The sequence below is a fragment of the Micromonospora sp. DH14 genome, from assembly GCF_029809455.1.
Lineage (GTDB): Bacteria > Actinomycetota > Actinomycetes > Mycobacteriales > Micromonosporaceae > Micromonospora > Micromonospora parva.
In genome coordinates, this window is the sequence record NZ_JARVKT010000001.1 from 163,625 (window position 1) to 175,629 (window position 12,005).

At 72.2% G+C, this 12,005-nt stretch carries 12 protein-coding genes; 5 read left to right on the forward strand and 7 right to left on the reverse strand.

Translation table 11 applies throughout. The features are described from left to right. Positions 1-112 precede the first annotated feature (112 nt). The 3 genes from QCZ28_RS00800 to QCZ28_RS00810 are packed head-to-tail and all read left to right on the forward strand — an operon-like array spanning position 113 to position 2,980. Complete coding sequence (locus tag QCZ28_RS00800; protein WP_279514720.1) at positions 113-1,042, forward strand: ABC transporter substrate-binding protein; 930 nt, start codon at positions 113-115, stop codon at positions 1,040-1,042. 58 nt (positions 1,043-1,100) lie between these two features. After that, positions 1,101-2,180, forward strand: a complete 1,080-nt coding sequence (locus tag QCZ28_RS00805; RefSeq protein ID WP_279515276.1) for an iron ABC transporter permease — start codon at positions 1,101-1,103, stop codon at positions 2,178-2,180. Continuing rightward, on the forward strand, positions 2,177-2,980 hold the full coding sequence (locus QCZ28_RS00810) for an ABC transporter ATP-binding protein (RefSeq protein ID WP_279514721.1): 804 nt from the start codon (positions 2,177-2,179) through the stop codon (positions 2,978-2,980). The genes QCZ28_RS00805 and QCZ28_RS00810 overlap by 4 nt, the downstream gene beginning before the upstream one ends. 16 nt (positions 2,981-2,996) lie before the next feature. Here QCZ28_RS00810 and QCZ28_RS00815 read toward each other — a convergent pair whose 3' ends face one another. From QCZ28_RS00815 to QCZ28_RS00835, 5 genes are all read right to left on the reverse strand, one after another. Further along, on the reverse strand, positions 2,997-3,761 hold the full coding sequence (locus QCZ28_RS00815; RefSeq protein WP_279514722.1) for a VOC family protein: 765 nt from the start codon (positions 3,759-3,761) through the stop codon (positions 2,997-2,999). Positions 3,762-3,855: 94 nt separating this feature from the next. Beyond that, positions 3,856-4,593, reverse strand: a complete 738-nt coding sequence (locus QCZ28_RS00820) for an ABC transporter permease (RefSeq protein WP_279514724.1) — start codon at positions 4,591-4,593, stop codon at positions 3,856-3,858. 10 nt (positions 4,594-4,603) lie between these two features. After that, entirely contained in the window at positions 4,604-5,530 is a 927-nt protein-coding gene (locus tag QCZ28_RS00825; RefSeq protein WP_279514725.1) for an ABC transporter ATP-binding protein, read from the reverse strand. Beyond that, positions 5,527-5,838: a transcriptional regulator gene (locus QCZ28_RS00830; RefSeq protein WP_279514726.1), complete on the reverse strand. Its 312-nt coding sequence runs from the start codon at positions 5,836-5,838 to the stop codon at positions 5,527-5,529. Before QCZ28_RS00830 ends, QCZ28_RS00825 begins: the two co-directional genes overlap by 4 nt. Then, positions 5,835-6,479 (reverse strand): transporter, encoded by a 645-nt coding sequence (locus tag QCZ28_RS00835; RefSeq protein ID WP_279514727.1) that lies wholly within the window; start codon positions 6,477-6,479, stop codon positions 5,835-5,837. Before QCZ28_RS00835 ends, QCZ28_RS00830 begins: the two co-directional genes overlap by 4 nt. A gap of 202 nt (positions 6,480-6,681) precedes the next feature. On the opposite strand from QCZ28_RS00835, the gene QCZ28_RS00840 reads away from it, so the two are divergent. After that, complete coding sequence (locus QCZ28_RS00840; protein ID WP_279514729.1) at positions 6,682-7,293, forward strand: hypothetical protein; 612 nt, start codon at positions 6,682-6,684, stop codon at positions 7,291-7,293. Here the strand turns inward: QCZ28_RS00840 and QCZ28_RS00845 are convergent. Together QCZ28_RS00845 and QCZ28_RS00850 are read right to left on the reverse strand one after the other, a co-directional pair. After that, positions 7,282-9,552 carry an AAA family ATPase gene (locus QCZ28_RS00845; protein ID WP_279514730.1) on the reverse strand — a complete coding sequence of 757 codons (2,271 nt, stop codon included), beginning with the start codon at positions 9,550-9,552 and terminating at the stop codon, positions 7,282-7,284. The two genes, QCZ28_RS00840 and QCZ28_RS00845, sit on opposite strands and share 12 nt — an antisense overlap. 388 nt (positions 9,553-9,940) lie before the next feature. Further along, positions 9,941-11,191, reverse strand: coding sequence for an HNH endonuclease signature motif containing protein (locus tag QCZ28_RS00850; protein ID WP_279514731.1), 1,251 nt, complete (start codon positions 11,189-11,191; stop codon positions 9,941-9,943). A 195-nt stretch (positions 11,192-11,386) separates the two neighbouring features. Between QCZ28_RS00850 and QCZ28_RS00855 the strand changes: the two genes are divergently transcribed. Next, on the forward strand, positions 11,387-11,971 hold the full coding sequence (locus QCZ28_RS00855; protein ID WP_279514732.1) for a winged helix-turn-helix domain-containing protein: 585 nt from the start codon (positions 11,387-11,389) through the stop codon (positions 11,969-11,971). The last annotated feature ends 34 nt before the right edge of the window (positions 11,972-12,005 follow it).

Sequence of the window (12,005 nt, forward strand, 5' to 3'; positions counted from 1 at the left end):
TCGCCTGCGGACCGGTCGCGATACGCGCTCTCGAGGAAGGGCGCCTCGTGGGCGGGCGCACGAAAGTCCCTGTCGGCGAAGCACCACACTCCTCGACCGACAGGAGGCCCCCATGAACAGACGTACCCCTCGGCTCCTCGCGGCGACCCTCGCGGTCGCCGCGCTCACCCTCGGCGCCTGCGCCGAGAAGGCCGACGACACACCGAGCACCGGCACCGCGGCCGCCGCCTACCCGGTGACGGTCGGGGCGCTCACCCTCGACAAGCGGCCCGAGAAGATCGTCGTGCTGTCACCCACCGCCACCGAGATGCTCTTCGCGATCGGTGCCGGCCCGCAGGTGACCGCCGTCGACGACCAGTCGAACTACCCGGCCGACGCGCCCAAGACCGACCTCTCCGCGTTCCAGCCGAACGCCGAGGCGATCGCCGGCAAGAACCCCGACCTGGTGGTGCTCTCCGACGACCGCAACAAGATCGTCGACCAGCTCGGCAAGCTGAAGATCCCGGTGTACCAGACCCCGGCGGCGACCACGCTCGACGACTCGTACCGGCAGATCACCGAGCTGGGCACGCTGACCGGGCACGCCGACCAGGCCACCGACGTGGTGACCCGGATGAAGGACGACATCACCAAGCTGGTCAAGGACCTGCCGCAGCGCGCCGAGAAGCTCACCTACTTCCACGAGCTGGGCCCGGAGCTGTACAGCGCCACCAGCAAGACCTTCATCGGCTCGCTCTACGGCCAGGTCGGCCTGACCAACATCGCCGACCCGGCCGACGCGGACGGCAAGAACTTCGGCTACCCGCAGCTGTCCCAGGAGTTCGTCGTCAAGGCCGACCCGGACTTCGTCTTCCTGGCCGACGCCAAGTGCTGCCAGCAGAACGCCGACACGGTCAAGGCGCGCAGCGGCTGGGCCGGCCTCACCGCGGTGAAGAACAACCAGGTGGTGGCCCTGGACGACGACATCGCCTCGCGCTGGGGCCCGCGGGTCGTGGAGCTGCTCCGGGTCATCGTCGACGCGGTCGCCAAGGTGCCCGCGTGACAGTCGTCAGTCGGTGACCGGGCCACTGCCCGCGCCCCGGTCGGCCGGGCCGCTCCCGGTGGCCCGGCCCACCGGGCCGCCGCCCGTCGCCCGGCCGGCCGGGCTGCGCAAGCGTTGGCTGGTCGCGGGATTGTTCGCGGTGCTCGTCGCGCTCGTCGCCGGGGTGTCGCTCGGCCCGGTGAGCCTGCCCCCGGGCAGCGTCGCCGCCGAGCTGCTCAACCTCGTTCCCGGGGTGCACCTCGACAGCGGGCTGACCGAGCGTGAGATCGCGATCGTCACCGAGCTGCGCCTGCCCCGGGTGGTGCTGGGTCTGCTCGTCGGCGGTCTGCTCGCCCTCGCCGGTGGTTGCTACCAGGGCGTGTTCCGCAACCCGCTGGCCGACCCGTACCTGCTCGGGGTGGCCGCCGGCGCGGGCCTCGCGGTCACCGCGGCGATCGCCCTCGGCGGCGGCGGCCGGCAGGGCACGCTCTCCGGGCTGCCGATGACCATTCCGTTGGCCGCGTTCGCCGGTTCCCTGCTCGCCGTCACGATGACCTACGTGCTCGGGGCTGCCGGCGGGCGACGCGGGTCACCGGCGATGCTGATCCTGGCCGGGGTGGCGGTCTCCGCGTTCCTCTCCGCCGGGCAGACGTACCTGCTGCAACGGAACGCGGACAGCATCCAGCCGGTCTACTCCTGGCTGCTCGGCCGGCTGGCCACCGCCGGCTGGCACGACGTGCTGCTGGTGCTGCCGTACGCCGCGCTGACCACCGTGGTGGTGCTGCTGCACCGCCGCGAGCTGGACGTCCTCGCGGTCGGCGACGACGAGGCGCGCAGTCTCGGGCTGCACCCGCAGCGCACCCGCTACCTGTTGATCGCCGCCGCCTCGCTGGGCACCGCGGCGGCGGTCTCCGCGACCGGGTTGATCGGCTTCGTCGGCATCATCGTGCCGCACACCGTCCGACTGCTCGCCGGGTCCAGCTACCGGGTGATCCTGCCGATGTCGCTGCTGTTCGGCGGCGCGTTCCTGGCGCTGACCGACGTGGTGGCCCGGACCGCCGCCGCTCCGTCCGAGGTGCCGATCGGTGTGGTGACCGCCCTGCTGGGCGGCCCGTTCTTCGTCCTCGTGCTGCGGACCGCCCGGCGGGTGCTCACGTGAGCCGCGGGCCCACCGCCGGTGCGCCGGCCGTCGAGGTGCGCGGGCTGCACGTCGATCTCGGTGGCACGCCGATCCTGACCGGCGTCGACCTCACCGTCGCCACCGGCGAGTGGGTCACCGTGATCGGCCCGAACGGCGCCGGCAAGTCGACACTGTTGCGCGCCGTCGGCGGCCTGCTCTCCGCGCCGGGGGTGATCACCCTCTTCGGTACGCCGAGTGCCGCGCTGCGCCGTCGGGACCGGGCCCGGGTGGTGGCCACGGTGGCCCAGTCCCCGGTGGTGCCGTCGGGCATGTCGGTGCTGGACTACGTGCTGCTCGGTCGCACCCCGTACATCCCGACCCTGGGCCGGGAGTCCGCCGCCGACGTCGCCGCCGTGCACGAGGTGCTGGGGAGTTTGGACCTCACCGGCTTCCACCACCGCGAACTGGCCACCCTCTCCGGCGGCGAACGGCAGCGGGTGTTCCTCGCCCGTGCGCTCGCCCAGGGCGCGACGCTGCTGCTGCTCGACGAGCCGACCAGCGCGCTCGACATCGGGCACCAGCAGGACGTGCTCGAAGTCGTCGACCAGCTGCGCCGCGAGCATGGCCTGACCGTCCTGGCCACGATGCACGACCTCTCGCTGGCCGGTGAGTACGCCGACCGGATGGTGATGCTCGCCGGCGGTCGGGTGGTGGCCGCCGGGACTCCGTCCGAGGTGCTGACCGAGGAGCTGCTCGCCGCCCACTACCGGGCCAGCGTCCGGGTGGTGCCCGGTGCGCACGGCCCCCTGGTGGTGCCCGTCCGCCCCACCCGCCACTGATCACGCGGACGCGGGGTCAGTGGCCCAGGTCGATGACGGAGAAGAGGGCGCCCTGGGGGTCGCGCAGGGCGGCGAACCGACCCGCCGGGATGTCCCGGGGCGGGACCAGGATCGTTCCGCCCAGCTCGGCGGCGCGGGCCGCAGCGGCGTCCGCGTCGGCCACCGCGAAGTACACCGTCCAGTACGCGGGCAGGTCGGCCGGGAAGTCTTCGGCCAGCGGCGGCATCATCCCGGCGACGATCTGCGTCCCGAGCCGCCACCCGGTGTACGTCATGTCGCCCACCGCCTGGTCGTCCGGCTGCCAACCGAACACCAGCTCGTAGAAGACCTTCGCGCCCTCGGGGTCGGGGGTGACCAGCTCGTTCCAGCTCATCGCGCCCGGCACGTTGAACACCTCGGCACCGGCCATGGCCAGCGGCTGCCAGACGCTGAACGTGGCACCGGCCGGGTCGGCGAAGACCGCCATCCAGCCCCTGTCGAAGACCTCGAACGGTGGGACGACGACCTGCCCGCCGGCCCGTTCGACCCGGCCGGCGACCAGTTCCGCGTCGTCGGTGGCGAGGTACGTCGACCAGATCGGAACCTGGTCCGGGATCGCGGGCGGGCCGACGCCGGCCACCGGTTTGCCGTTGAGCAGGAAGACCGTGTAGCCGCCCGCCTCGGGCTCCGGGGTGACCTGGCCGGTCCAACCGAACAGCTCCGGGTAGAACCGCCGGGCGTCGGTCAGGTCCGGGGTGGCCAGGTCGGCCCAGCAGGGCGTACCCGGCGGGACGGTGCTCACGTCAAGACCCCTCTCGGCCGGGGCGGCCACAGCGGCCCCCTGCCGGAATCCTGGCACCGTCCCGCCGCGCCCCGGGGCGGAAACGGACGAATCGTCAGCTGAACCGGCGACCCTCGTCCCGCCGGTACGCCCAACCGGCGAGCGTGGCGAGCAGCACCACCCAGACCCCCAGCATGATCAGCGACAGTGGTTCGACGCGGTAGTCGCCGACCGCCGCCCACATCAACTCGGCAGCGCCCCGGGTGGGCAGGTAGGGCGCGATCGTCTCGATGAACCCGGGGGCGTCGCCCGGCGCGGAGAGCAGGCCGCCGCCGAAGGCCAGCGGCAGGAAGACCACCTGCGCCACCACGATCGCCGCCTTGCTGGGCAGCGAGTAGCCGATGGCGAGCCCCATCAGCGTGAACGGCACCGAGATCACCGCCACGGTGCCGAGAGCCAGCAGGAACGCCGCCGGGGTGAGCTGGGCCGCGGTCAGCGTCGCGCCGATCACCACGACCGGGATCAGTGAGAGGTAGGTGAGCGCCAGGCCGGCCAGCACCCGGCCGGCGAACCGTGGCGCCGGTCCGGTCGGCAAGGTCCGGGTGTACGGATTCCAGGGCTGGTCGCGGTCCTCGGCGACACCGACGCCGTACTGGAAGATGTTGGCGCTCATCACCGAGAAGGTGACCATCGACGCCGTGGCGTAGGTGGCGCCGACCGCATCGTCCCCGGCGAACGGCACCACGAAGAAGATCATGGCGGCGGCCGGGAAGAAGGCGCTGCCGAAGACGGCCACCGGAATCCGGATGATCTCCAGGAGCTGGTAGCGGGCGTGGACCAGGGCGAGCTGCACTGTCGCCTCCTCAGACGGTGGTGGGTCGGCCGCCGGCAGTGGCGGCGGTGGGTCGGCCGGTGCCGGCGGGCGCGTCCCCGCTGGTGATGGCGAGGAACGCCTCCTCCAGTGACGTCGGTCGTACCTCCAGGTCGGTGAACGGGGTCCCGGCCGTGACCAGCGCCCGGACCAACTCGTCGGCGTCGGTGGTGAGCAGGTGCAGTCGACCGTCGACCCGTTCGGTGCGAACCACCCCGGGCAGGTCGGGCAGGCCGTCGGCGACCAGGCTGACCCGGCGTACGCCCACGATGCCGCGCACCGCGTCCACCGTGTCGTCGGCGAGCACCCGGCCCTGCCCGATGACCACCACCCGGTGCGCGAGCGCCTCCACCTCCTCCAGGTAGTGGCTGCTCAACAGCACCGTGCCACCGTCGGCGTGGAAGGCCCGGATCGCGTCCCACAGGGTGTGCCGGGCGGCCACGTCCAGGCCGGTGGTCGGTTCGTCGAGCAGCACCAACCGGGGCCGGCCGACGAACGCCAGCGCCACCGCCAACCGGCGGCGCTGCCCACCGGAGAGCCCACCGGTCTGTCGTCGGGCGAGGTCGCCCAAACCGAACTGGTCGAGCAGTTCACCGCGGGGCACCGGGTCGGGGTAGTGCGCGGAGACGAAGTCGACGACCTCGCCGACGCGCAGCGTGCCGGGCAGGCCGGTCTCCTGCGGGGTGACTCCGATCTGCCGTCGGCTGGCCGGGTCGCGGGGGTCGCGGCCGTTCAGTTCGACCCGTCCCGAGCTGGGCCGGCGCAGGCCCACCAGCAGGTTCATCAGGGTGCTCTTGCCGGCGCCGTTCGGTCCGAGCAGGCCGACCAGCTCACCGGCCCGGACTTCCAGGTCGACGCGATCGAGGGCGAGGACGTCGCCGTACCGGCGGCTGGCCTGGTCGGCGCGGGCGAGGGTCATGGCTGCTCCTTCGACGGGGTGGGGTCGAGCAGGGCGCGGATGGTTTCGGTGTACTCCTCGAACGCCAGCCGGCCTCGTCGGCTGAGCCCGACCAGGGTCGCCGGGGTGCGTCCACGGTGGGTCTTGCTGATCTCCACGTAGCCGGCCTCCTCAAGCTTGCGCAGGTGCACCGAGAGGTTGCCGGCGGTCATCGCGAGCAGCTCCTGCAGGCGAGGGAAAGCGATCTTGTCGCCGACGTTGAGAGTCGAGAGGCTGGCGACCACCCGCAGTCGGGCCTGCGCGTGGATGACCGGATCCAGCTCGGTCACGGCTGCTGTCGCCGCTGCTGTCGCCGCCGGGCGATCGCGCCGGCCACCAGGATCCCGCCGCCGCCGGCCACCGCGACGATGAGCGGGTGCCAGCCCGGCCCGGCGAACGCCCCGACCAGGTTGATCGCGCTGATCCAGACGCCCAGCCGGAAGAGGTCCTGGTCCAGCCAGACCGCACCGCCGGCCATGTGCAGCGCGCCGGTCAGCCCGACGGCGGTCGCCGACCAGAGCAGCGCCGCCAGGTCGTGGGGCAGGTGCTCGGAGATCCGGCCGAGCCCCGCGTAGATGCTCACCGATCCGAGCGCCCACGCGTAGCCGTACCACTTCCCACGTCGGGCGGAGTCGCCGCTCACCTGGCCGTAGGCCCGCACGCTGACCACCGCCTGGATGGTTCCGGCGGCCGCGAGCAGCACGAAGAGGACGGTCAGCGGCAGCCAGCTCGGCAGGTCGACAAGCGCACGGTCACCGGGGGCGAACCGCAGGAAGAACAGCCCGAAGCCAACCAGCCAGGCGACACCCCACGGCCAGTAGAGCAGGCGGGCATCGGGATCGAGCCGGCGTGCCGTCGCCGACCGTTGGTCCTGGATCAGCCGGAGCGCCGCTGCGGCGTCGGTGGGCGGTGAATCATCGTCGAGTTCCACGCAAACTACTTTACGGCACAAAGTCGAGGCCCGGATGTCCCCAGCACGACAGGCGGGGCCTTCGGTCGCGGCGAGCAGTGCCTATGGTGAGGAGCCGTGGCGACCGACTGATCGGTCGCACAGGCCACAGGGGAGGGTCCGTGGCAAGCCCGAGCGTTGAGCCGGACACTGTGGCGGACAGCGTCGACCGCGAGGGGCCCTGGTGACTGACGACGAGGGTCAGGCGCGGTACGCCGAGGGGTTCAGCCGACTGCTACCGGCCGACGAACGGGTGCGCGCGGTGGCCAAGGTCCGAGCGGGCGGAGGGCTGACCCCAGCCCCACCCGCACGGCCGTCGGCGCCACCGGCCGCTGGTCGGCCGAGTCTTCTGGGTGTCCTGCTCACCGTGCTCTCACCGAACATCACCTTCGGTCGGGCGGACAGCGCCGTCGACTGGCTCTTCTTCGGTGTCGGAGGTCGGGGCGAACCCGACTCCCGGGCAGCCGAGCTGCACCATGCCCTGAGCGTGGCGGCGAAGGGCTTCGGCATCCGTCACCTCGTGCTGGGGGTCACCGACCAGCGGCTGCTGTTCGGTGCGACAGCACCCGTCGGCCTGCTCTCCCGATCGTCGGCGGACGAACGGGCGCAGGCCGACATCGAACTGCTCGGGTCGGTGCCGCGCACCCGCGTCACCGCCCGGTTCGGCAGGTACCGGTTGAACTGGAAGCGGCTGCGGCTCGACTTCGCCGACGGGTCGTGGCTGTCGTTCCACGTGCCGATGGCCGAATCCGGGCGCCCGCTGCGGGAGATCGTGGCGGTCCTGTCAGCCGGCTGACCCGCCGACGAGCGGGGCGGGCAGCGGCGCAACGTGCAGCACCGCCAGCCGGGACACCGCCCGGGTGAGCACCACGTACAACCGGTGCAGCCCGCGTGGTTCGGCCGCGACGATCGCCGCCGGCTCGACCACCACCACATGGTCGTACTCAAGGCCCTTGACCAGTGTCGCCGGCACCACCGTGACCCGCTCCGCGGCCGCCACGTCGTCGGCGGTCGCGGTCTCCACACCCGCCTCGGCCAGCGCCGCGCGCAGGCCGTCGACAGCGTCGTCCGCGGCGATCACACCGACCGAGCCGTCGTGCGCGAGCGCCGCCCGCACCTCGGCCACCGTCGCCGACGTCAGGTCGGTCACCGTACGCACGTCCAGGCCGCCGTCTCGGCGCAGCGACTCGGCCGGAGGTACGTCCACAGCGAGCGCCGGGAGCAGCAGGTTCGCGAACGCGACCACCGCCGCCGGCACCCGGAAGCCGACGGTCAACGGCACCACCACCGCGTCCGGCTTGCCCAGGTGGGCAAGGGATTCCCGCCAGTCCGTCGCCGCCCACGGCGCGGTGCCCTGAGCGAGGTCACCCAGGAGCGTGACCGAGCCGTGCTCGCTGCGCCGAGCGATGGCCCGGCACTGCATCGGGGAGAGGTCCTGCGCCTCATCCACCACCACGTGCCCGAACCCGGAGAGCCGTTCCAGCAGTCCGGTCGCCTCGTCGATCAACACCGCGTCGGCGGCGGTCCACCGGGTCGCCTTCGGGGTGCGGGCCGGCTTGGCCCAGACGAGCTGCGCCTGCTCGGCGTCGCTGAGCAGCCCGTCCGCCGCGGCGGCGAGCCGCGCCGGGTCGGCGAACAGGCCGTGCACCAGCCCTTCCGGAGTGAGCGCCGGCCAGACCGCGTCCAGGAAGTCGAGCACCGGACGGCAGCGGCTCATCCGGCGCAGCCAGGCATCGCTGGGCGACTCCGCCCGCCGCGCCTCGGCCTGCCGTTGCAGCAGGCTCACCACCCGCGCCTGAACGCGCTCCCGACCAGTGCCGTACGGCAGCCCCTCCCGGCGGGTCTCCTCGACGATCCGGTGCAACGGCTCCAGCCCGATCCGCCAGCGGAACGAACCGTCCGACACGGTGATCGACTCGGTCGGGGTGCCGATCTGCGCCTGCACCGCGCGCCGCAGCACGTCGGCCATCCGTACGTCGTGTTTGAGCGCGGCCACCGCCGGCGCCTCGACCGCCCGGACCGGCACCCGGGAGATCAACTCCTCCACCGTGGCCTGCTCGACCTCGACCTCACCGAGCGCCGGCAGCACCGCCGCGATGTACGACAGGAACGCCCGGTTCGGCCCGACGATCAACACACCCGCCCGCCGCAACCGCTCCCGGTGCAGATAGAGCAGGTACGCGGCCCGGTGCAGGCCCACCGCCGTCTTTCCGGTGCCCGGCGCGCCCTGCACACAGATCGAGTCGGCGAGGTCGGCCCGCACCAGCTCGTCCTGCTCCGGCTGGATCGTGGCCACGATGTCCCGCATCGGCCCGACGCGCGGACGCTCGATCTCGGCGGTGAGGATCCGACTGGTCGTACCAAGCTCTTCGCCTCGATCCAGCCGCTCATCCTCGAAGCTGGTCAGGACGCCGTTGCTGAACCCGAACCGTCGCCGGACCGCCACCCCCTGTGGATCCCGCACGCTGGCCCGGTAGAACGAGCGGGAGACCGGTGCCCGCCAGTCCAGCACCAACGGCTCGCCGCGTTCGTCGGTGACGTGCCGCCGCCCCACGTGATACCGCCGCCCCTCATGATCACCGCTGGTGTCGGGTGCGGTCGGGTCGCTCGTGGTCGGGCTGCCGGTGGCAGTGCTGTCCGTGGGCCGGTTGTGGCTGGCCGCGCTGGTTGGGGTTGCGCTGGGCGGGGTTGCGCTGGTTGGCGCCGGGCTGGTTGGGGTTGCGCTGGTCGTTGCCGCGCTGGTCGGGGTCGCGCTGGTCGGAGTCCCGCTGGTTGGGGTCGCGTCGGTTGGGGCCTCGGCGAAGTCGAGGCGGCCGAAGAAGAGTGGTGTGGTCGGGTCGTCGGCCAACTCGGCGACCCGGCGAGCGAGGGTGCGGCCGAGCGTCTCGGCCGCGTACGCGTCGCCGGCCACCTGGTCACCGGTGGCGAAGAGAGACTCGGCCCTCGCCCGCATCCGAGCCAACGCCGCCCGCGAGGTGGACAGGTGTGCGCGTTCGGCGGCCAGGTCCGCGTCGAGGTCGATGTCAGGCTGGGTGTCGAGGTCAAGTGCGGGCATGCTGACGTCCCATCGTTCACATCTGCTGCGCGCTCGCGTGTCCGGGGGCGGATGGCCGGCCGCCCGGCGCGACGACGCCCGTTCCGGTGCAGCTCACCTCGGCCGTCAAGCGGCCTGCAACCCTACGCTCCCCAGCCAGCCACAGCCAGCGAATTACTGACGCGACCACCCATCCGAGACGGCGTGTCGCCGCTCGTCGTGGGCGCTGTGATCGACTCGGTTTTCATAAAGTCGCGGTGTCCAGGGCGGTGCGACGCCCCGATTTCCAGGAAGCCGAGTCGATCACCGGAAGACGCGGCTTGGGGCGGCGGGGACTAGCGGATTGTCGTGGCCGCTGGCCGCTGGCCGCTGGCCGCGGTCTCGGGCGGCGTGGGCGTGCTCGGCAGGTTCAGCAGCGCAGGTGGTAGTGGTTGCGACGTGGAGTGCGCAGTGGGTCGAGCCAGCTGGGCGGGAGGAATTCAGGGCGACCGTCCGCCGCGATACGGACCGTCCAATCGCCGTGGTGGATGAGCCGGTGGTGGTAGCCGCAGAGCAGCACCGCATTGCCCAGCGCCGTCACCCCACCGTGGGCCCAGTGTCGGATGTGGTGGCCGTCGCACCACCTCGGCGGCCGATCACAACCAGGAAAGGCGCAACCGCCGTCCCCTAGGACCAGCGCGCGCCGCAATGGGCCGGTGAAGAGTCGGCGCTGCCGGCCGACGTCCAGGACCTGACTGTTGCCGTCGAGCACAGCCGGGAGCACGCCAGCGTCGCAGGCCAGGCGGCGGACAGCGCCGGGCGTGAGGCGTGTGCCGGTCTCCAGTGTTCCGGCGCGTACGCCGTTGACCAGCTCGTCCAGCGACACGGTTACCACCAGCTGAGGACGGTCGCCGCCGTTGTCGGGCAGTTGGCCCGTGCGGAGCGCCAGTCGGCAGATCTCGCCCAACGCGTCGGCGCGGCGCTGACCAGGAGTGCGGTCGTCGTGCTCACCGGCCGGGGCGCAGAGCGGATCGATCGCCTCGCGGAGCAGGCTCGCGGTTTCGGTGTCGAGGTTGCCGCTGACACGTACCTGCCCGTTCTGTTGCTCGGAGAGCGTGACGTGCCGGCGGGCCTCGGCCCGCTCGGTGGCCCGCTCCAGAGCCTTGAGCTCAGCCTGGTCGGCCAGCTCCGGGGCGACGTGCGCGAGGACGCGTTCGCCGAGCCGGCCGAGGCTTGTGGGATCGAAACGGTCAGCCCAGGTGACCAGCAGTTGAGTGGCCTTGTCGGCAACTTCGGGACCAGCCTCGACCGGAAGGGCGGCGATCGTTTCGGCCACCACCCGCCCCTGCTCGACGGTGATGGCACCGCTGAGCAGCGCGTCGCGCACCGCTGGCGGGGCGGCGTCGATGGTGGCGGCGAGTTGGACCAGTTGGCGCGCGCTGCGACCGGAGAGCCGCAGCCGATCGCGCAGCCAGACTGCCGTGGATGAGGCGCCCTGGGTGACCGCCAGCCCGCGGCCGTCAAGCTCGCGGACCAGACCGAGCTGAACGGTTGCCAGCCGCTGCGACAGCACCTGAGTAGCGTCGAGAGAAGCAGGCAACTCGTCATCGGAGAGCCCCCAGAGTGTGGTCTCGGCGCAGTCGTCAACCGCGCCGCCCACCTGCTCCAACGCCTCCAACACGTAGTCAGAATAGAACTGGTGTACGACACTTTCGGGTCAGTGTCGATCAATGAGGAGAAACCAAGGCATCCACGCCGCGCTTGCCGTCGAATCCGCCTGCTCGCTAGCGACGGGCAGGGCGTGGCCGACGCGAGCTGACCCGGGCGGGACGTGGGGGTGATGGCAGGTTGGGGGGTCTGCCGGGATCATGGGCCTATGACCGAGGCCCGCTCCGATTCGCGCCGGATGACGATCAGCGACCCGCAGGTGATGCGGGCGATGGCCCATCCGGCGCGGATCGCGATCATGGAGTACCTGAACAGCCGCGAGGCCGGTGGGACCGCCACCGAGTGTGCCGAGATCGTCGGGCTGTCGCCGAGCGCCACCAGTTACCACCTGCGGGCGCTGGCGAAGTTCGGGTTGGTCGAGCAGGCGCCGAGCCGGGGGGACGCGCGCGAGCGGTTGTGGCGGGTGTCGAGCGCGAGTGTGCTGGTCGAGGCGGGTCATGACGCTGGGCCCGAGGCGCGGGCGGCCGAGCAGGCGCTGGTGGAGGCGCATGCGGTCCGGGCCATGGAGCGGACCCGGGACTGGTTGCGGCGCGCCGGGGACGAGCCCGCCGAGTGGTACGACACGGCGCTGTTCAGCGACACCCTCCTGCTGCTCACCGCCGAGGAGTTGGCCGAGTTGAACGAGGCGGTGCTGGCGCTGCTCCGGCCGTACCACGCGCGACGGCGGCAGGGTGAGCCGCCGCCGGGGGCGCGCACTGTCGCTGTGCAGTACCGGACGGTGCCGTTGGCATAGGCGGGGTTGCATGAATCAGTTGTGAAGGATTATT

What these genes read in the sequence shown, in the direction of transcription:
- QCZ28_RS00800 (WP_279514720.1), top strand. Translation starts at nt 113, where the DNA reads ATGAACAGACGTACCCCTCGGCTCCTCGCGGCGACCCTCGCGGTCGCC.
- QCZ28_RS00825 (WP_279514725.1), bottom strand. Translation starts at nt 5,530, where the DNA reads ATGACCCTCGCCCGCGCCGACCAGGCCAGCCGCCGGTACGGCGACGTC.
- QCZ28_RS00845 (WP_279514730.1), bottom strand. Translation starts at nt 9,552, where the DNA reads ATGCCCGCACTTGACCTCGACACCCAGCCTGACATCGACCTCGACGCG.
- QCZ28_RS00855 (WP_279514732.1), top strand. Translation starts at nt 11,387, where the DNA reads ATGACCGAGGCCCGCTCCGATTCGCGCCGGATGACGATCAGCGACCCG.